The organism is Sphingorhabdus sp. EL138 (genome assembly GCF_945862485.1).
Classification (GTDB): Bacteria; Pseudomonadota; Alphaproteobacteria; order Sphingomonadales; family Sphingomonadaceae; genus Sphingorhabdus_B.
In genome coordinates, this window is record NZ_CAMAYF010000002.1 from 83,148 (window position 1) to 103,362 (window position 20,215).

Here is a 20,215-nt window from a genome sequence, read left to right on the forward strand (position 1 = left end):
TATCAATAAGTTCGATAATATATATTATGTTAAATAATATATTATCAGCTTTGTGTGCCGGTACAAATCGGCGCGGATTTTCATGGTTGAAGTATCATCATATTACCTTCCACGCGCCAACTTTCCATATTATTCAGGAAGTTCATCCCCAGCAAGTTAACGTCGCCAAAACTCTCCGACACCACCACCGGATGATTTTCTATTATGTGCGGCCCTATAGTCAATAACTTCACATTGGCACGCTTGGCGGCTACTCGGCCGTTTGCGGTGCTGAGTATGATTGGATAGCCGTTGGCTTCAACGCCGACTTCTCTCGCTGTGGTTGCATTGATGGCTGTCATCGTCGCGCCACTGTCCACCATGAAGCGAACAGGCTTGTTATTTATGTCGACTAAAAGCCAATAATGCCCATCGTCTTGTCGGCGTAACTGTATTGCTTCGCCGCTAATGCTTTGTCCGGCGGTGCCAGAAATGTCTGCTTTCACGCGTTCCCAAATGCCGATAAATTCAAAGCGGAAGCTAAAAATGGCGAACAAGGCCGCAAAAATGGCGATCCAAGCTAGGCCGGCCTTGGCAACATAGCCCAAGGGTAAGCGCCGCGCCGCGAGCGAACTGACAAGCAGCAATATGCAAATAACGCCCCAAATCAGCGATGGGCCGTCTTCCATGATGTTCATCGACGCGCCTTCATAAACAGGTCATAGAAATTGTCTGAAGTCTGTTGTGCTAGCGTTTCGGACGAAACGCCACGTAATGTCGCAACAAAGCGCGCGGTATCGGCGACAAAGGCTGGCTCACCTGTTCTGCCACGATGCGGTATCGGTGCCAAAAATGGGGCATCGGTTTCCACCAATAAGCGATCCGCAGGTAACCATTTGGCCACATCCTGAATGTCTTGGGCATTCTTAAAGGTCACAATACCCGACAGCGAGATATACAGGCCCAAATCCAGGGCAATGCGCGCAAATTCGGCACTGGCCGTGAAGCAATGAATAACGCCGGTGAACGCCCCTTCCCGCATTTCCTCAGTCAGTATCGACGCCGTATCTGCTTCCGCATCGCGGGTGTGAATGATGATCGGTAGGCCCGTTTGCCGCGCCGCCTTGATATGTTCGCGAAACCCAGTGCCTTGCTGTGCCCGGTCACTTTTGTCATAATAATAATCGAGGCCCGTCTCGCCTATGGCGACAACACGCGGATGGGCTGACTTTGCAACAAGTTTCGCGCAATCCATGCCGACATGCTGATCGGCTTCATGCGGGTGAATACCGACAGATGCCCACACATCGCTTTCTTGTTCTGCAAGGCCAATGACATCATCCCACTCGCGCTCACGCGTTGAAATGTTGAGCATCGCCGAAACCCCACTGTCCCGCGCGCGCGCAAGTATTTCGGCCTGTTGTTCGACCAAGCCCTTGTAATTGAGGTGGCAGTGGGAATCGACGAACATCAGGCGGAAGCCCCCTCCTCCGCCGGCAATTCTAGCCGAGGAAACAGCCCCTGTGGCTGGGCAATTTGGAAACCGCCTTCGGCCAAGGGCGAGTACCAATGTGATCCGGCACGCGTATAGTTCCGAACATCATCGGGCACACCCATTTGATCAAGCAGCTTAGCGGCCGATCCGGGAATGAATGGCTGCACGGCTATAGCCAACTGCGCAATGCAAATGAACAACGTCGCCAACACCGTTTCCATCCGCTCGGGATCGGTTTTTTTCAGCGCCCATGGGGCCTGCACGTCGACATAGGCATTACATGCAAACACGGCCTGCATCCAAACCTCTAAAGCCTGCGACATAGCGAGGTCTTCAAAATGGGAAGGAATTTCGGTCGAAACGACATTACCTACCAATTCCAACAACGCTTGATCATCGGCATGATGGCCATGTATTGCAGGAAGATAGCCTTCGCAGTTTTTGAAAATCAGCGACAAGGTCCGCTGCGCCAGATTGCCAAAACTATTCGCCAAATCAGCATTTACGCGCGTGATAATGGCCTCTGGGCTATAGCTGCCATCCTGCCCAAAGCTGACTTCGCGCAGCAGGAAATAGCGCAAGGCATCGACGCCAAACAACTCAGCCAGTTCCATCGGGTCTACCACATTGCCTAAAGATTTTGACATTTTCTCGCCGCGTGACAGCAGAAAGCCGTGGCCAAACACCATTTTTGGCAAGGGCAAGCCTGCCGACATCAGGAAGGCGGGCCAATATACGGTATGAAACCGGACAATGTCTTTGCCGATGATATGGACGCTAGCGGGCCAGAATTTGCGCCACTCTTCGGTGTCATCTGGAAATCCAATTGCGGAGATATAGGTGGTCAGCGCATCAAGCCAGACGTACATGACATGGTTCTCGCTGCCCGGAACCTTGACCCCCCAGTCAAAACTGGTGCGTGAAACAGATAAGTCCTTTAACCCGCCTTCGACAAATTTCACTGTCTCATTTTTTCGGCTGTCGGGGCGGATGAATTCCGGATTGGCGGCGTAATAATCCAACAAGGGCTGTTCATATTTGGAGAGCCGGAAAAACCAGCTTTCTTCGACGGTCCATTCAACGGGCGTACCTTGGGGGGAAAGCTTCTGCCCCCCTTCCCCTTCGGTGAGCTCGGTTTCGTCATAATAAGCTTCATCGCGGACAGAGTACCAACCTTCATAGCGGTCTAGATAGAGATCTCCACTCGCTTCAAGCCGTTTCCAAATCGCCTGGCTCGCTTTGTGATGATTATCGGCTGTCGTCCTGCAGAAATGGTCAGCAGAAATATCAAGAGTTGCGCACATTTGTCTGAAATAAGATGACATTTCGTCTGCAAGATCGCGCGTTTCTTTGCCCAATCCACGTGCCGTCTGGTCCATTTTTAGGCCATGTTCGTCCGTACCCGTAACGAAACAGACTTCGCGGCCATTCAGCCTCTGAAAACGTGCAATCGCGTCGGTGGCGATTGCCTCATAAGCATGGCCGATATGCGGCTTCCCATTGGGATATGCGATTGCGGTGGTGATATAGAAAGGTTCGGACATAGATACTCTTAATATTTCTTATGGGCGCGCTGTATGCGCTTGAATTGATGCCAGCAAGCTTCCCATTTGGAAGACAACGCTTTGCTTATCTAGACTTAAGGCGATAGCGCGCGCGGCAAGCCCGCTTGCTGATTCCCAGGCAGCTACACCATTGCTTGCCTGCGTGGTATCCAACTCCCGCGTATATTCTGCAATCAAGGACGGCGCGCGGCGCAAGAAAGCCTCATAACGCGGCTGCGCAGCCTTTAATGCTAATGTGTCCGCTAAACCATTGCGCAATGCATTGTCGCGGTCGCCTGTGCGCACAATAGCCATCATGGCGTCTTCAATCTCGCTTAGATCAAGACCCAGAAAATCAAGTGCTTGCCCCGGTGTCCCATTGCCCAAGCGGATTAGTGCTTGTAGTTCATCCGCACCGACCTCTGGTGCCGCGCGTTGCAATATGTGGGCCATGTTGGCGTCATCCAATGCCTCAAACCGCAGGATCTGGCAGCGCGACCGAATGGTCGGCAGCAACCGGTCGCTGGCATGGCTGATGAGAAAGAAAAAGGTGCCAACGGGCGGCTCCTCCAGCGACTTGAGTAATGCGTTGGCCCCGCCGCGCTCCAAGTCGTCCGCGGCGTCGATGATGATCGCGCGCCGATTGCTCAAACCGGGACGGGTGGTCAGCGATTGCTGAAGCCCGCGAATTTGATCGACGGTGATGCTACGTTTGAATTCGGTTGCCTCATCGATGACTTCATCTTCCTTCAACGGCTCTTTAGGTAGCCGCTTTACAGATAAAATATCGGGATGCGATCCGCGCGCAATCATGCTTTCATAGGCATTTTCGGGGTCAACCAGCTTAGTCGCGGCTCGCAATGCAAAGGCAGACTTGCCGATGCCGCGGGGCCCAGACAAAATCCAGCCATGGTGGATTTTTCCACTGTCGCAAGCGGTCGCGAACTGCCGCCATGCTTTATCATGTCCGACATAATCGTTCATGCAGGTTCCAACAGATCGCTAATTTCAGTCAGTAACCGCGCGGTTACCGCATCTGCTGCACCTGACGCATCTACAAGGCGCACGCGCGGTTCTCGTTCGGCAAAGCTTACAAAAGCCATATCGACGTCCGAATGGAATATCTCTGTACGGCCCTGAATGCGGTCGGGCTGGTTCTGGTCGCGTGCCGCCGCGCGGCTTGCGGCTTCTTTGGTGTCCAACCGCAATATTAAGGTCCGGTCGGGTAACATACCTCGGCTGCCGATCTGATGGAGTGTCATAATGTCTGTATCGGACAGGCCGGAACCTACACCCTGATAGGCGCGACTACTGTCGATAAACCGGTCGGAAATAACCCACTTTCCGCTGGCCAAGGCTGGCTCAATGAGCCGCTCGACATGGTCGCTACGCGCGGCCGCGAAAAGCAATGCCTCGGCACGCGGCATCCACCGTTCTGCGCTTCCGCCAAGCACCAACTGTCTTATGATTTCTGCGCCCTCGGTGCCACCGGGTTCGCGCGTTACTATAACTTCAAATCTCTGTTGTGTGATGAATGCGGCAAGTGCCGCAATCTGAGTCGACTTGCCAACCCCCTCGCCGCCTTCAATGGATATAAAACGGCCGCGTACGGTCACAGGCGCACCCATATTGGTTGGATAATCACAGTATCAGGCATAAAATAACTGTTCCGTCGTGACATAACGCGAATGGCAGGCCATTTGCTCTTGCTATCCGATAGGCGAATTCAATGGCCGCGTATAGCGGCGCGCAGAAACCATTCCAAAACCTAATTGCGCACTTCATCCGCTAACAATCCAACCGAAAGCGCATAGAAATTCGAACAGTTATAATCGAGTATCACGCGGTAATTCCCGCCGATGAGATAGGCCGTATTCCCGGCGCCATCGGGCTCAATCAAAGTCGCCATCATATTGTCATTCGGCCAAAAGCCCCGCTGCGGTGTTATGCCCAATTGTCGCCATTCGGCGATTGTGTGCCATTGGCTATGCCGCGCAAAGACGCGTGGACATCTCGGCGATGTCATCTGCGATCGCATGATGCCCCGATTAAATGTCTCAGGCACATTGACGGCAAATCCCCAATCCTCGCCACGTCGCCACCCGGCATTGACGAAATAATTGGCGATGGAGGTCATCGCATCGACTTCGCTGCGCCAAATATCGGCATAGCCGTCACCGTCGCCATCCCGCGCAAGGCGCAAATATACAGATGGCAGAAATTGAGGCTTACCGAGTGCCCCTGCCCAGCTTCCGGTTATTGCATATTGTGGCACGCCTTTGTCGATCATTTTGAGTGCCGCGATCAACTCGCCCTCAAACAATGCGCGGCGCCGTCCTTCATACGCCAAAGAGGCTAAGGCTTCAGGTGCGTTGAAATTACCCATGACGGATCCATAATTGGTCTCATGTCCGTAAATGGCGATCATAATCTCTTCAGGTACGCCCGTCTCATCCTCAATGCGCTTAAGCAAAGGGCGAAGCTCTGCATATTTGGCGCGGCCCCGGCTGATCCGCGATGCATCAACATGCCGCGTCTTATAAGGTGCAAAATTGGGCACGGGCGCGCTGGACGCCCCTTCCGGTTGTTGCCGGTCAAGCCGAACCACGCGGTCATTATAACTAATCGACGGCAACACGCGGTCGAGTGTTGCTTGTGTCACACCCTCTCGCAGAGCGCGTTGCCGTACTTGTGATAAATAGGAGCGGAAATCACCTGCCTGCGCGGCGACGTCTTCCGTAGCGCTTGGTCCTACATCCTGTGCCACACACGCCGTGCCCACCACCGAAGCACTCGCACACATCGCCATCGTCATCATGATTTTACGGTAAAAGCGCACTGGACCCCCTTTTGTTGGATTGTCACATAGTGCCACAACCCATTCAAGCTGTGAATTGTTTTGGTCCCGACAGACAACCATTTCATCGTGCGCATTTATAAAAGCGCACATCATCTAAGCTTGCCATCCCAAACCGCACTGGCTAGGGGACGCATCGTAAGAGGACAGGTGGCCGAGTGGTTTAAGGCAACGGTCTTGAAAACCGTCGTGGGTGGAAGCTCACCGTGGGTTCGAATCCCACCCTGTCCGCCACTATCTCTTCCGGAAAAATCAGTGCGATCTAGGGAAGTGCTAAATCCTTTATAGAACCGACATTATTGAACTCCGCTGGCTTCAACGGACTAGACCCCGATCGGTAATGCGTTTAAGGCAATTTGCGAGCATTGGGCGCTGACAAAAAAGTAAGCCCAGCACAGGGTTACTCGTTAGCAACGGACCTCTAGCGCCGGGCGACATAGTCTGCCGCCCGGATATAAATCTTGGCATAAGCTGAAGGCGTCGATTGCGATCACCGACGCCTTTAGATCAGGATGCCACCAAGTTTCATTGTCCCTTAAAGGCTGGTTTACGTTTTTCCATGAAGGCGAGACCGCCTTCCTTTGAATCGGCAGTGCTTCCTGCAATCCGCTGCCCTTCGGCTTCCGCCAGCAATTGTTCGGCGTACGAGTTTTCCAACGCGGTCAGTATATTTTTGCGCATCACTGCATAAGCCACCGTGGGGCCGTTGGCGAGCCGGGTAGCCAATGCACGGGCTTCTGTTTGTAAGGCTTCATCTTCAACACATTTGTAGATCATGCCCCAATCCGCCGCTTTTTCACCGCTGATTTTCTCACCGAGCAACATCATTTCCGTTGCGCGGGCTTTGCCGACCAAGCGTGGGAGCATCCACGATGCGCCGCCGTCGGGAACGAGGCCGATATTCACAAATGCCTGAAGAAAATAACCAGACTTACCCGCGATAACGAAATCACCGCATAGGCCAATGGAGCAGCCAACGCCTGCAGCTGCGCCGTTGATGGCGGTGACGATGGGCATATTCAGGCGGGCAAGGTTCATCATCAACGGGTTATAATGCCGGGTCAGTGCGATGTAGCTGCCCTCCCCTCCCGAAATCGAGCGTTCTCCGCGAGCCGACAAGTCTGCTCCTGAACAAAATCCCCGTCCCGCGCCAGTAATGATAAGGCAGCGCGCATCGCTAAGGCCACTTGCAAGGACGTCATTTATTTCGCCCGCCATATCTAAAGAACACGCATTCATTCGTTCCGGACGGTTGAGGGTGATGGTCGCGATCTTATCGGATACGTCAACGGATATTGTTTCGTAGGTCATAAATAGCTGCCCTCCTTTGGCGCTTGGTCCGTAAATGCATCGATCTGACTGCATTAAAATGTCAAACGAATTCCGCATCTGATAAGAAGCGACGTTTAATATACCCACCTTACAACACAAAAAATCATCTAGACAATGATTAGGTATATCTTTATTTTTAATATTTCTGCATTAAAAATATAAGCATAGGCTGGGGATCACATAATTGGGCAAGTCATCATTTCTTGACGAAAATGGCGGTCGTGCTGACGATCCCCGCACGCTACATACGCGGGCACGGTTGATTGAATGTGCTGAAGCGTTGGTCGCCGAATATGGTATCAATGGAGTTTCCATCCGCCAAATTGCAAAGGCAAGCCAATCAGCCAATAGCAACGTTGTTGCATATCATTTCGGCAATAAGGAGGCGCTGTTGCAGGCTGTGATCCTTTACCGCCTTCCTGCGATCGAAGCCCGCCGAAGCCAGTTGCTTAGCGAAAAGCAGCGGCAAACCAATGGGATGCAGGTTTCCGATTTAGTGGATGTTCTATACCGCCCATTTTTTGAACAGAGATGCCAGCTTGGCCGACGGAGTTATGCCGCCTTTGTCGACGAGTTATCCCGTGCCAATCTCATTGACATCCGGACATCTTTAGACGCCGGATACCCCTTAACTGGGCAGATTTTAACCGAGATACGTAACCGTCTGGGAGCATGCAGCGCGGAGCAATTTGGCCGCCGCATATTCCTCGCCTCCGCACTTATATTCGCGTCTATTCGGCAGATCGATCAACATATGTTGCAAAGCGATGAAAGCGAATTTCAGTTCGCTGATGCATGCCGTGCGGCAACATCAGTTATCGAAGCTCCGTTGATAGGATGATATCTCCGCCCCCCCTTGAAATGAGGAACCAGAGCATGAATAAATGCACAAATCGGTCGTTGCTGACGCTGGCGATATTGGCAAGCCTAGAAGGGCCTTTATTGGCCGAGGCGCAAGTGCCAGCCCCGATAGAGGCAAGCATGCCTGAAACTGCGCCACGCCCCAACGTTATTGTCTGGATGCTGGATGACGTCGGTTTTGCGCAATTGTCCTCTTATGGGGGGCTAGTCCAAACACCAAATATTGACCGTGTGGCCCAAAAGGGGGTCCGTTTTGCCAATTACCGAACGCCACCCATCTGTTCAGCCAGCCGGGCGGCCATGCTCACAGGGCGCAATCCGCATAGCGTGCATATGGGGGGGCATGCTGGCGCGACCTTGCCGCATCCAGGCTATGACGCAAAAGTTCCAGCCGAGGATGGCACGATTGCGGCGAACTTAAGGGCGGCGGGATATCTGACGCTTGCTCTTGGTAAATGGGATCATATGCCCAGCGGTGAAATGACGCAGGCAGGACCATTTACGCGTTGGCCAACTGGCCAAGGCTTTGACAAATTTTATGGCTTTATAGCCGCCGACGCTGACAATTGGGCGCCCGTGCTAATCGATGGAACAAGCCCCATCAGCACGCCGCGCACAACAGATTATCACCTGAATAATGATATGGCGGACCAAGCAATCAAGCTTTTGTCCGCCCGAAGCGTCAGGGAGACCGCTCCGCCGGTGTTCATCTACTTTGCGACCGGCACGGCACATGCCCCCCATCACGCGCCTAAGGCGTGGATTGATGCCTATAAGGGCAAGTTTGATATGGGTTGGGACGTCGCGCGGGAGACGATCCTGAAACATCAGATCGCAAAGGGTATGATGCCCAAAAGTGCAAAGCTGGCGCCTCGGCCCGATGGCATGCCCGAATGGAAAAGCTTAAGCCCCGACCAAAAACGTCTTTACACAAAGCAGATGGAGGTGTTTGCCGCTTCACTGAGCCATGCAGACGAACAATTTGGGCGGATCCTCGACGCGCTGGAGGCCCGAGGAGAACTGAACAATACGATCATTGCGATCACGTCCGACAATGGTGCGAGCGCGGAAGGCGCCTATCACGGTACGCACAATGAAACGCTGTTCATGAATGGCCATTACCCCTCCGCAGAGGAGAATATGCAGTTCATCGACAAATGGGGCGGTCCCGAAACGCAACCGCATTACGCCTTTGGCTGGGCGGTGGCCGGAAACACCCCGTTCCGTTATTTCAAACAGACCACGCATGAAGGCGGAATTCGTGTGCCGCTTGTCTTTGCATGGCCCAAAGGCATTGCCGCGCGGGGCGAAGTGCGGCATCAATTTGCAGGCGCAGCCGACGTTGCTCCTACAATTCTTGATCTCGCGCGTGTGCCGCTTGCCACAATAGTCAACAATGTGCCGCAGTCACCCATGGAGGGGATCAGCCTGCGTTATGCGCTGGACGCAAAGGACGCTCCGAACCGCACAAAGGCGCAATATTACGAGTTATATGGCAATAAGGGGCTCTGGTCCGATGGCTGGACGATTGTCACATCGCATCGGCTTGACCCATGGCGGATGAATCAAAATGGCCCGATTAACGAGCAGTGGGAGCTTTATAATGTCGACAAAGACCCTGGGCAAACCGTTAATCTAGCCACAAAATATCCCGAAAAGGTGAAGGCACTCGATGCCATTTTTGAAGAACAGGCAGAACGTTATGGCGTCGGCCCAATATCTAACTTTGGCGATTCACGCGCCTTTGGTGTCAAAAATTTCATGGCTGAAATGGCGCGGCGCAAAGGCGTTTGGGCCTATGCTGGCGCCGTTAGCAATATCGGCTTTGGTGCAATGCCGCCTTTGACCGCTAGGCCGTTCAAGATGGAGGCGGACATCACGATGCGCACGGGCAAAGATAGCGGTCCAATCTTTGCTGCTGGTGGATCAAGTGGCGGCATGGCTGCTTATCTAATCGACGGCGTGCCTGCTGTTACTTTTACCGACTTGTCCGGTAAGCAGTCGACAATAAAGGCCAATGCGGCCTTACCAGCGGGAGCCAACCGGCTCTCAATTCTCATAGATAGGCCAGCCATCAAGCCTATGTCACTCGAGCTGGTAACCGTGACGATTCTGGTCGGCGATGAGGTACTTGTAAAAGAGCAGGTGACCACCACTCTGCCAATTCAAGGCTATGGTGTGGCGGAAACGTTTGATTTGGGCATCGACCGCGGAAGTGCGGTAAGTTCTGCTTATTCTGCCGATCAGCCCTTTTCGGGTACGCTGGGGAGATTATCGTTTCAGATAAAATAATCAGCCATGGTTGACGGATCGTGCGCAACGAAATCCAACATGTGATGTAGATGTATCAACCGGCTGAAACCATTTGGCAGCCGGACGATACCGCTGACAATAATTGGGCGCGCAAAGATGCGACCCGCCTTTAAGCACTTTTTGGATTTCTGCAGCGGGCGTGTGGTCGATAGTGGCCGTCTGGCAGCAGCCATTGTTGCCGACGGGGCCGTTCGCATCGCTTGATGTCCACTCCCACACATTTCCGATCATATCATATAGCCCGTAAACATTGGCGGGATATTGCGTGACCGGAACCGTATATGGTGGCCCAGTCCGTTCTGGATGATGGAAAGGAAATCCCGCATACCAGATATTGGCCATTTTCTTGCCGTTAGGGGACAATTCATCACCCCATGCATAAGTGGCAGCGTCCAATCCGCTGCGTGCAGCAAATTCTGCTTCAAGCTCGGTCGGCAGGCGTTTACCTGCCCAAGTTGCATATGCGAGCGCGTCCTCATAAGCGATGTGCACAACGGGATGATCACTCGGCGCGATAGCGCCCAGTTCTGGTCCGTAAGGCAGCCGCCAGTTAGCACCCGGAACGTAGGTCCACCAACTTTCAGGTCCAACCGGCATTCCTTTTGGTGGCGCTGCAAATACAATTGACCCAGCCACAATCATTTCCGGCAAAATGCCTGGATAATCGGCAGGGTCCGGGACTGTTTCAGCCAGCGTGACGTATCCTGTCTCCTCAACAAATGCAGCAAATTGGGCATTGGTCACTGGCGTAATATCAAGAAGAAACGGCTTTACCCTGGCCTGCTGAACTGGCGCTTCCTCCGGATAAAAGTCAGTGCAGCCGATGGTGAATGTACCACCATAAATTTGCACCATGCTGTTTAATGATTTTACCGTCGGCATCGTTAAAAGCCCTCATGCATTGTTTGTATAGTCACGAAGCTGGTCCGTTTGCGGTGATCGTCGAATAGGCTTTTACAATAGCATCCGCAGTTGCTGCTGCGCCAGCGGCATTGGGGTGAAAGGCCGTCCCAGCTTTTACCGAAGCACCATTAACCCATGGCATTTTGGAACAAACGTCATGCCCCACGCCGGCATTTGCGATATCAACAAGCTGCGCACCGCTCTCATCTGCTGCCCGCTTGGTGGCTAGCGCCAATTGCTGCGCAACGTCTCGACTGATATCGGCTTGCTCTTTACTGAGGCCCAATGCGGCACAACGTCCATTAGATGGAAGAAGCGCAGGGTAATTGACGATGAGAATCTTCGCGCTTGGTGCCTTTTGACGGACCGAATTGATAATTGTAATCAGGTTATCGGTTACGACATCATAAGGTCGTGCATCAGCAGGCTCGATATCACCATGCCACCAAGCACCAAGCCGTCCCATATTACCAGACGCGACCATCATATCACCGATATAACCAACGTCGTTACCGCCCGTTGTAATGGTAACAAGTTTTGTTGCAGGTCCAATTGCTGCCAGTTGCGGACCAAGCAGAAGTTGCCCGCCAGACAAAATATGCTTTGTCGTTGAACCAGAACAGGACATATCGACAAGACGCATTCCTGTGTTCTTTGCGACCAGCGAAGGATAACCTCCCGCCGTTCTCAAACACTGAATGGGACTATCGGGTACACGCGGACCAAGGCCTATGCCTGCAGCAAAGGAACTTCCAAGCGCTACATATTCACCCGACTTGTCCGTCGTTTGAGCCCCTTGCCAGTATAGAAGTCCAAAAATGGCGGCTGCGCCCCCGCCTGCAACTAAAAGCAAACCGAGCATAGCCCGCTTTAAAAGGCGACGTATCATCCCTGCGGCGTGAACATCCGGTTTCATAGGTTGCCTTTCCCCTGCCCTTTAAGCTCGGTAATGATGGACCAATAGCATGCTTACGCGCAATACTAGACTTTCTGGTCGACTAAGTGCGATATGAGCACATTATGCCACCTAATAAGCCACCATCGTCAACCGCGCGGACCCCGCAACGTTCAAACGGCATTAAACGCCGTGAAGCCATCCTGCGGGCGGCGGCGGAAATCATATCGGAATATGGTATTGCCGGACTAACCCTGCATGCGACCGCAAAGCGGGCCAAGTCTTCGATAGGGTCAATGTATCATTTTTTCAGCGACAAGGATGAACTGCTCGATACGCTCCGAGAGCGACATCGGACATCGATGAATGACATTATGTCATTGGCCACAGCGGTTACCGATCAAGAATGGCAAAAAATGTCGACTGCAGAAGTTATTGACGCGTTATTCTGCAAGCCCATCCGTTATTATTCAGAATTCCCCTTTGCGCTTGAGCTGCACCAATTGCACGAAGGTCAAGCCATCGACACTTTCATGACCTTAGTCGAATCGGTGATCATATTTAGGTTGGGAAAAGTACACGGGCCGAGGGTGGCTAAAATGCTCTACGCGATTTCAACTGGAACGCTTTCATTTGTTCTTGATGTGCGAGGGACGGGACTACGTTCAAATGTTTCGGATATTCCGGATGCTCTGACCGCTTATTTGGCGTTCCAAGAAGATCTAGCTGCCAGCAAATCCGAACTTCGCTAACTAAAATGCGACTTGCCCTACTAGACGGATAACTCTAGTAACTGGGACGTCTTGGAGAGAGAAAAACATGCCCCAAATGCCAAACAACTCTAGTCCGGTTGCTGACTATATAATTGTCGGATCGGGTTCGGCTGGCGCCGTTTTGGCTGATCAATTGTCTGCTGATGGTCGAAACTCTGTGTTGTTAATTGAAGAAGGTGGCGGCGATACATGGCTTAGCCGCATGCCAAAGGGGTTTGGCAAGCTTATCAGCGATCCCCAACACGCCCATTTCTACCCAACAAGCCCACGGCCCGGTGCACGAACAGCGCAGCAGGTTTGGATACGTGGAAAAATGCTTGGCGGATCGAGCGCGATTAACGGCATGGTGTGGAACCGTGGTGTGGCCGAAGATTATGACGGCTTGGAAGCTTTGGGCAACCCGGGCTGGGGTTGGAAAGATATGTTGCCCTGCCTGCGCGCATTGGAAGACCATCAGATGGGCGAAAGCGAATATCGGGGTGCAGGCGGCCCTATTGGCATTACGACCAATCCTAATCGTATGGCTTTGACCGATGCCTTCATTTCCGCTGGTAACGGCTTACAGTTGCGTACCAAGGATGATCAAAATGGCCCCGATCTTGAGGGCATTGGATATGCGCAATGGAATATTGATGCCTCGGGAAAGCGGATCAGTTCAGCCCGCGTCTTACTCGATAATGCACAGAGCCGGCCCAATCTTTCGATCCGAACCGGGACTCGGGTAACCCGCGTGTTAATCGCGAACGGTAAAGCGACAGGCGTTGCGTGCGTTACCGGTGACGAGCAGATTGAGCTTCATGCGGCACGCGAAGTTATACTGTGCGCAGGCGGACTGATTTCGCCGAAGATCCTGCAATTGTCAGGGATCGGTGACGGCGCGTTGCTGCAAAGCCTTGGCATCGACACAATCCATCATAATCCGAACGTCGGGCGTCGTTTGCGCGAGCACCAGACTTTGGCACTTAATTTCCGCCTGCATGATTGGAAGTATAGCGACAACCGCGAATATGGCGGGGTGCGGCTGATGGCGAATATGCTTAATTATATGGTCCGGGGTAAGGGCCCAATGGCGCGCGGTGCTGCAGAAGCGATTGCATTTGTAAAGGCGCATCCCAAGTCAGTTCGCCCGGATACGCAGATTATGTTCAACCCTTATTCGCTTGGTGACACAAGCAACGGCGTGGCCTTTGAAACAGAGCCCGGAATGCAATGCTACTCTTATATCCTGCGCCCACAAAGCGAGGGGCATGCTTTGATTACTTCATCGGATCCATCTGCGCCGCTTGATATCAACCCCGCATTTCTGGAAGCTGACATCGACCGCGAAACTGCGATTGAGGGAACGCGTGCGATCCGACGGATTATGGAGCAAGGCGCTCTAAAGCCCCATGTTGTAGGTGAAACCGACAAGACCAATTGGGCACAAAGCGACGAAGAGATATTGGAGCTTTATAGAACGAACGGACATTGCGGCCTTCACGCTGTTGGAACCGCCGCCATGGGCCCAGACGCAACCGACGTTCTTGACAGCCAGCTTCGTGTACGCGGCGTGCAAGGGTTGCGTGTCGTCGATTGTTCGATTTTCCGCGAGATGCCTTCTGGCAACACCAACGCTCCAGTCATGGCCGCTGCATGGCGCTTGTCCCAGATGATGCGCGAAGATGCGTGATACCAAACAGACCGTGACAAAAATCCATTTCATACCGACATCAATAAAGAGGATTGCATAATGACCCTGATTGAAAGGCATAAAAAAGCAGCAGAAATCCTTCCCGTTGCAGGATCGCTGATTGGCGGCGAGCGCTATACGTCGGGCGCGGTTGGAAATTTTGACCATATCAACCCGGCTACGGGTCAAGCTCAGGCCAATATCGCTTTGTCAGGAACAGATGCGGTGGATGCAGCCGTGGCGGCTGCACGCGCGGCAGCACCCGGCTGGCGCAATACTTCGGGGGCACGCCGTCGAGAAATTCTGGAAAAACTGGCGGAACTCATCATCAAAAATGGTGAAGAACTTGCTACTATTTCCACGCTTGAAAATGGTGCCACTATGGGATTTGGCGCCACCAGATTTGTCAGTATGGCCGCAGAATGGACACGTTATTATGCAGGCTGGGCGGATAAACTTGACGGCCTCGTGGTAGACACCCAGCGCGATGAGGCATTTGTGTATACGATACCAGAACCCTTTGGCGTTGTTGGCATTATTATCACTTGGAACGCACCGCTTCTGTCGCTGGCAATGAAAACACCCCCTGCCCTTGCCGCAGGAAATACCGTCGTTTTGAAGCCCGCCGAATTCACGCCATTCACATCCCTGCGCTTCCTCGATCTCGCAAAAGAAGCTGGCCTTCCAGACGGCGTGCTAAATCTCGTCATTGGCGGTCCTGAAACAGGCGCGGCGATTTCTGCGCACGCTGGTATCAATAAAATCAGTTTCACAGGCGGCCCGTCAACGGCCACAAAGATTATGCAATCGGCGGCAAACAACCTTGTCCCCGTCCTGTTCGAATTGGGCGGAAAAGGCGCTAATCTCGTTTTTGATGATGCGAATTTGGCCGAAGCCATCCCTTATTCGGCAACATTCTCATTGGTAAACACAGGTCAGGGCTGCGCATTGCCAACTAGGTTGCTGGTCCAACGCGGCGTATATGATGCTGTGGTCGAAGGCGTAACCGCTGTTGTGTCGCAATATATTACGGGCGACCCCTTGGAAATGACGACCTTTGCCGGACCGTTGGTCAACGATGCTGCACTACAAAGGGTCAGTGGTATCATCGAGAAGGCTAAGGCTGAAAAGGCTGGTCGCCTGGTCCTTGGCGGCAACCGTCCCGGTGGAGAGCTTGCCGACGGCTTTTTCGTAGATACCACGATTTTCGCAGATGTAGACCCACAAAGCAGCCTCGCCCAAAATGAGGTTTTTGGACCTGTCCTGTCGATTATCCCATTCGACACCGAGGAAGAAGCCGTCGAAATCGCTAACAGCACCGCTTACGGGTTATCCAATTATGTCCAGACGTCCGATATGCGCCGTGCGCGCCGTTTGGCCCGCGATCTGCATTCTGGAACTGTTGGGATAAATGGCACAGGCAATATGCACGTCGGCGCGCCGTTTGGTGGAGTTGGCATTTCCGGCTTTGGCCGTGAAGGCGGCCGCGAAGGCGTCATGGAATTTGTCAGCACCAAGACTGTCTTGATTGGATAAACTTCCGTCTTATTCAAAGTAAAAAGGCCGGAGAGACAAATATCGTCTCTTCGGCCTTTTTTTAGAATATCACTACCGTGCGGATTGCTTGCCCAGATTTCATCAGGTCAAATCCGCTGTTAATCTCTTCAAGAGAAATTCGGTGGGTAATGAGACGGTCAATAGCCAACCTACCCTTGTGATAATGATCCAGAATTTTCGGTGTATCGATCACTGGATTGCAATCACCGATAAATGTGCCGCGTATCGAACGACCAAAGTAAAAGGTCGCGGCCGGCAGAGTGATTTGTTCAGTTACCGGAGCAATGCCGACAGCGACCATCACGCCCCAATAAGGGCTAACCAAGCCAACTGCCTGTTTCACAATTGCAGGATGCCCAACACAATCGAACGCATGGTCAGCATAGCCGCCAAGCAACGCCTTTATCCGCTTATCAAGCGGCACAGCATCATCTGCGGGATTGATAAAATCAGTGGCGCCAAATTCGCGGGCGACGGATTCTTTGGCCGGATTAGTGTCCAGCGCGACGATGACAGAAGCCCCAGCTAGCTTGCACGCTTGCAATACGTTTAAACCGATTGATCCCATGCCGAACACCAGCACTTTGCTGCCCGGCTCAACCTTGGCAACATTATTCACCGCGCCAAAGCCCGTCATAACACCGCAAGGGACAAGCGACGCCGTTTCAAATGAGATTGCCGGATCAATCCGGGTCAGCCGCGAAGGATCGATTATAGTATGGGCTGAAAAACTGGCTGACGGTCCCATTCGACCAAGTGGCTCACCACGCCACGTAAATGGCGACGGCGAACGAGCATCCAGCGACATGCTATCGCAATAGCCCGTTTTTTTGGAAAGACAGGGTGGGCAAGTACCACAATGGGCAGTGTTGTTCAGTATCACGGGATCACCAGGCTTGACCGAAGTGATACCCTGCCCGCATTCAACGACAACCCCCGCCCCTTCATGGCCAAGCACTGCGGGTAGCCTCACGGGAAATTTGCCTTCCATGGCGGAAAGATCGGTATGGCAAAGGCCAGACGCCTTCATCTCGACCAGAACTTCATTGGGCCCTGGTGAGCGCACTTGTATCTCGTCCACAATAAGAGGCTCGCCATTTCCCGGTGCGATGGCTGCTCTTGTCTGAATACTCATCTTGGCTATTCCTCCTTACGGACCCGAGGCTGTTATGCTGGCTTAAACAACAACTGCCAGCTCGGTAGCCTGTTTGATCGCCCTTTTCGCATCAAGTTCAGAAGCCTCAAATGCGCCGCCTATCAAATGCGCGCTTTGCCCTGCTGCCATAAGCGCATCATAAAGTTCGCGCGCAGGTTCCTGACCAGCGCAGACGATGACGGTATCAACATCAAGCAACCGTAGTTCGCCGTCGACGCGGATATGCAATCCGGCATCATTGATTGCGACATACTCCACGCCTGATAGCATATGAACGCCGCGCCGCTGCAATGTGATCCGATGCGCCCATCCTGTTGTTTTACCCAAGCCCTTGCCCACCGCGCTTGCTTTGCGTTGGAGCAAGAAAACTTCTCGCCCGTTGCTAGCTACCACAGGTTCTACGCCCGTAACCCCGCCCCGCGGATGGTTCTCAAAATCGATACCCCATTCCTTTGCGAACACATCAATATCGAGCGCCGCAGACACGCCAGCATGAGTGATCAACTCTGCAACATCAAAGCCTATGCCACCAGCGCCCATGATAGCGACCTTTTGTCCCACAACGGCTTTACCGGTAATCACATCGACATAGCTGACCGCCTTCGCATGATCGATACCGTCTATTTTTGGGCTGCGCGGAGTGATACCCGTAGCAACAACAACTTCGTCATAGCCTTCCGCGATCAGGGCATCGGCGGTGACGCGGCTATTCAAACGCAAGTCGACATTGTGCAATTCAATCATGCGCCCAAAATAGCGCAGCGTTTCATCAAACTCTTCCTTGCCTGGAATCTTCCGCGCCAAATTAAACTGGCCGCCAATTGCACTGCCCGCGTCGAATAAGGTCACATGATGGCCACGTTCCGCAGCTATCGTCGCAAAAGCCAAACCAGCCGGCCCTGCGCCAACAACGGCAATCCGTTTGGCGGTTTTTGTGGGGCGAATGGTGATTTCTGTCTCACGGCAGGCACGAGCATTGACAAGGCACGAGACCATCTGGCCCGTGAAAGTGTGATCGAGGCAGGCTTGGTTACAACCGATGCATGTGTTGATCTCGTCGGGGCGGCCCTGAAACGCCTTATTGACCAATTCAGGATCCGCCAGCATCGGGCGCGCCATAGACACAAGATCGGCGTCTCCGCGTGCAAGCACAGCCTCTGCTACATCGGGCATGTTGATGCGGTTACTGGTAATCAGTGGGACCAAAACCTCCTTGCGGAGCCGTCCAGTTACCCCCGCAAAAGCAGCGCGCGGCACCATAGTAGCAATGGTCGGTACTTGGCTTTCATGCCAACAAAAATGGGTGCTAATTGCATCCACGCCCTCGGCCTCTAATGCTTTGGCAAGGCTCACCACTTCATCCCAAGCCAAGCCGCCTTGCAACATGTCCATTGCGGCAATGCGAAAGATTAAAATCATGTCTGAGCCAATCGCGACGCACACCCGGCGGACCACTTCGATGGCAAAACGCATCCGGTTTTCCCAGCTACCGCCCCATTCGTCGCTGCGCTGATTGGTCTTTTCGACGAGGAAAGTAGAAATGAGATAGCCAGCAGAACCAATCACTTCGACGCCGTCATAGCCTGCTTCTTTCGCCAACGCGGCACAATTGGCAAAGGCGGCAATTTGTTCTTCTATGCCATCCGCATCGAGTTCAACCGGCGCTTGCCTTGCTATGCGGGACTGAACCGGTGATGGCCCGACAGGTGCATCAACATTGGCGATGGAACCCGAATGCAATATTTGCATGCAAATTTTGACCTGCGGGTCAGCGGCATGCACTGCGTCGGTAACCGCGCGGTGCATGGGGACTTCGGACAGTTCGCTTAATTTTGCGCCCTTGCCGCCGCTCGCATGCGGCGTAATGCCCCCTGTAATTATCATACCGACACCGCCGCGCACCCGCTCGACAAAATAGGCAGACAGTCGCTCGGCGGCATTGGGCACGTCTTCAAGCCCAGAATGCATCGAGCCCATGATGATGCGATTTTTCAACTGATGCTTGCCGATTTGAAGCGGCGCAAAAATATGTGGATATTTCGCGTGAGCCAATTTGGTATCCTAGTTAATCAGGCGTGTATTGTGGACGGCGCTTTTCCAGAAAAGCAGCCATTCCTTCGTTGAAATTGGGGCTGGCGGCCGTCATCAACTGGTTGCGGTTTTCTATCGCCATCGCTGCTTCAAGATTACCGGCGTCGACCGCGAGGTTAAGTCCCTCTTTCGTCATCCGAAGCCCCATCGGCGAAGCAGCGAGCAAATCATCGACATAGGATTGGGCAGCAGCCTCCAACTGGTCGTCCGGTACAACTTCACTCACAAGACCCGTCGCCAGAGCGCGCGAGGCGTTTATAAAGCGCCCTGTCAACATAAGTTCCGAAGCCACCGAAAGGCCAACAAGCCGTGGTAGAAAATAGCTGGTTCCCATGTCGCAGGCCGACAGGCCGATCTTTATGAAGGCGGCATTCATTCGCGCGCTTTCACCCGCAATGCGGATATCCGAGGCCAGCGCGAACGCAAAGCCGCCGCCGCATGCCGCACCGTGGACAAGGGCAATGATCGGTTGCGGGCAACGGCGCATCTTCACGTAAATCTCGGCGATATGGCCTTGAAGACCAAAGCCACCGCCAAACGGCGTGGCATCAGGTTCTCCGGCGGCACGGTGCTTGATATCCAAGCCAGCGCAAAATGCGCGCCCTGCCCCGCGCATCACGACTATGCGGGTCGAGCGGTCGTTATAGAGACTGCCGAAATAATCGTTAAGTTCATCGACCATTTCAAGCGAGAGCGCGTTGAGCGCATCTGGCCGATTAAACGTTAGCCAGTCGGCATCGCCTCGTTTTTCAACGATGATGTTTTGATAGTCACTCATCTCAATACCCCT

17 protein-coding genes and 1 tRNA gene are annotated in these 20,215 nt (G+C 53.2%); 6 read left to right on the plus strand and 12 right to left on the minus strand.

Translation table 11 applies throughout. From position 1 onward, the window contains the following. Nucleotides 1-80: 80 nt before the first annotated feature. The 6 genes from Q0O33_RS01575 to Q0O33_RS01600 all read right to left on the minus strand — a co-directional run bounded on the left by Q0O33_RS01575 (nucleotide 81) and on the right by Q0O33_RS01600 (nucleotide 5,821). Nucleotides 81-677: a TIGR02281 family clan AA aspartic protease gene (locus Q0O33_RS01575; protein WP_295495158.1), complete on the minus strand. Its 597-nt coding sequence runs from the start codon at nucleotides 675-677 to the stop codon at nucleotides 81-83. Then, nucleotides 674-1,450 carry a TatD family hydrolase gene (locus Q0O33_RS01580; RefSeq protein ID WP_295495161.1) on the minus strand — a complete coding sequence of 259 codons (777 nt, stop codon included), beginning with the start codon at nucleotides 1,448-1,450 and terminating at the stop codon, nucleotides 674-676. The genes Q0O33_RS01575 and Q0O33_RS01580 overlap by 4 nt, the downstream gene beginning before the upstream one ends. Next, nucleotides 1,450-3,018, minus strand: coding sequence for a methionine--tRNA ligase (metG, locus tag Q0O33_RS01585; protein ID WP_295495164.1), 1,569 nt, complete (start codon nucleotides 3,016-3,018; stop codon nucleotides 1,450-1,452). Before metG ends, Q0O33_RS01580 begins: the two co-directional genes overlap by 1 nt. A gap of 18 nt (nucleotides 3,019-3,036) precedes the next feature. Beyond that, complete coding sequence (locus tag Q0O33_RS01590) at nucleotides 3,037-4,002, minus strand: DNA polymerase III subunit delta' (RefSeq protein ID WP_295495166.1); 966 nt, start codon at nucleotides 4,000-4,002, stop codon at nucleotides 3,037-3,039. Next, nucleotides 3,999-4,646, minus strand: coding sequence for a dTMP kinase (gene tmk, locus Q0O33_RS01595; protein WP_295495169.1), 648 nt, complete (start codon nucleotides 4,644-4,646; stop codon nucleotides 3,999-4,001). The genes Q0O33_RS01590 and tmk overlap by 4 nt, the downstream gene beginning before the upstream one ends. A gap of 140 nt (nucleotides 4,647-4,786) precedes the next feature. Continuing rightward, nucleotides 4,787-5,821 carry a lytic murein transglycosylase gene (locus Q0O33_RS01600; RefSeq protein ID WP_295495332.1) on the minus strand — a complete coding sequence of 345 codons (1,035 nt, stop codon included), beginning with the start codon at nucleotides 5,819-5,821 and terminating at the stop codon, nucleotides 4,787-4,789. 198 nt (nucleotides 5,822-6,019) lie between these two features. Between Q0O33_RS01600 and Q0O33_RS01605 the strand changes: the two genes are divergently transcribed. Beyond that, nucleotides 6,020-6,109, plus strand: a tRNA-Ser gene (locus Q0O33_RS01605). Nucleotides 6,110-6,400: 291 nt separating this feature from the next. On the opposite strand, the gene Q0O33_RS01610 is transcribed toward Q0O33_RS01605, so the two are convergent. Beyond that, nucleotides 6,401-7,186, minus strand: coding sequence for an enoyl-CoA hydratase-related protein (locus Q0O33_RS01610; RefSeq protein ID WP_295495171.1), 786 nt, complete (start codon nucleotides 7,184-7,186; stop codon nucleotides 6,401-6,403). A gap of 205 nt (nucleotides 7,187-7,391) precedes the next feature. On the opposite strand from Q0O33_RS01610, the gene Q0O33_RS01615 reads away from it, so the two are divergent. Both Q0O33_RS01615 and Q0O33_RS01620 read left to right on the plus strand, forming a co-directional pair. Next, complete coding sequence (locus Q0O33_RS01615) at nucleotides 7,392-8,048, plus strand: TetR/AcrR family transcriptional regulator (RefSeq protein ID WP_295495174.1); 657 nt, start codon at nucleotides 7,392-7,394, stop codon at nucleotides 8,046-8,048. Between the two features lie 35 nt (nucleotides 8,049-8,083). Then, nucleotides 8,084-10,360, plus strand: a complete 2,277-nt coding sequence (locus Q0O33_RS01620; RefSeq protein WP_295495177.1) for an arylsulfatase — start codon at nucleotides 8,084-8,086, stop codon at nucleotides 10,358-10,360. On the opposite strand, the gene Q0O33_RS01625 is transcribed toward Q0O33_RS01620, so the two are convergent. Together Q0O33_RS01625 and Q0O33_RS01630 are read right to left on the minus strand one after the other, a co-directional pair. Beyond that, nucleotides 10,361-11,263 carry a formylglycine-generating enzyme family protein gene (locus Q0O33_RS01625; RefSeq protein WP_295495180.1) on the minus strand — a complete coding sequence of 301 codons (903 nt, stop codon included), beginning with the start codon at nucleotides 11,261-11,263 and terminating at the stop codon, nucleotides 10,361-10,363. Nucleotides 11,264-11,294: 31 nt separating this feature from the next. Continuing rightward, nucleotides 11,295-12,200: an SGNH/GDSL hydrolase family protein gene (locus Q0O33_RS01630; protein ID WP_366048072.1), complete on the minus strand. Its 906-nt coding sequence runs from the start codon at nucleotides 12,198-12,200 to the stop codon at nucleotides 11,295-11,297. Nucleotides 12,201-12,304: 104 nt separating this feature from the next. On the opposite strand from Q0O33_RS01630, the gene Q0O33_RS01635 reads away from it, so the two are divergent. The 3 genes from Q0O33_RS01635 to Q0O33_RS01645 all read left to right on the plus strand — a co-directional run bounded on the left by Q0O33_RS01635 (nucleotide 12,305) and on the right by Q0O33_RS01645 (nucleotide 16,157). Further along, nucleotides 12,305-12,931 carry a TetR family transcriptional regulator gene (locus Q0O33_RS01635; RefSeq protein ID WP_295495182.1) on the plus strand — a complete coding sequence of 209 codons (627 nt, stop codon included), beginning with the start codon at nucleotides 12,305-12,307 and terminating at the stop codon, nucleotides 12,929-12,931. A 67-nt stretch (nucleotides 12,932-12,998) separates the two neighbouring features. Continuing rightward, nucleotides 12,999-14,621, plus strand: coding sequence for a GMC family oxidoreductase N-terminal domain-containing protein (locus tag Q0O33_RS01640; protein ID WP_295495184.1), 1,623 nt, complete (start codon nucleotides 12,999-13,001; stop codon nucleotides 14,619-14,621). 60 nt (nucleotides 14,622-14,681) lie between these two features. After that, the gene (locus tag Q0O33_RS01645) at nucleotides 14,682-16,157 is read left to right on the plus strand and encodes an aldehyde dehydrogenase family protein (RefSeq protein WP_295495186.1); all 1,476 of its coding nucleotides are present in this window, start codon (nucleotides 14,682-14,684) and stop codon (nucleotides 16,155-16,157) included. A gap of 61 nt (nucleotides 16,158-16,218) precedes the next feature. Here Q0O33_RS01645 and Q0O33_RS01650 read toward each other — a convergent pair whose 3' ends face one another. Genes Q0O33_RS01650 through Q0O33_RS01660 form a run of 3 tightly spaced genes read right to left on the minus strand, consistent with a single transcriptional unit; the run spans nucleotide 16,219 to nucleotide 20,203 of the window. Continuing rightward, nucleotides 16,219-17,313 carry a Zn-dependent alcohol dehydrogenase gene (locus Q0O33_RS01650; RefSeq protein WP_295495189.1) on the minus strand — a complete coding sequence of 365 codons (1,095 nt, stop codon included), beginning with the start codon at nucleotides 17,311-17,313 and terminating at the stop codon, nucleotides 16,219-16,221. Between the two features lie 42 nt (nucleotides 17,314-17,355). Continuing rightward, nucleotides 17,356-19,386: an NADPH-dependent 2,4-dienoyl-CoA reductase gene (locus Q0O33_RS01655; RefSeq protein ID WP_295495191.1), complete on the minus strand. Its 2,031-nt coding sequence runs from the start codon at nucleotides 19,384-19,386 to the stop codon at nucleotides 17,356-17,358. Between the two features lie 13 nt (nucleotides 19,387-19,399). Then, nucleotides 19,400-20,203: an enoyl-CoA hydratase/isomerase family protein gene (locus Q0O33_RS01660; protein WP_295495193.1), complete on the minus strand. Its 804-nt coding sequence runs from the start codon at nucleotides 20,201-20,203 to the stop codon at nucleotides 19,400-19,402. Between the last annotated feature and the right edge of the window lie 12 nt (nucleotides 20,204-20,215).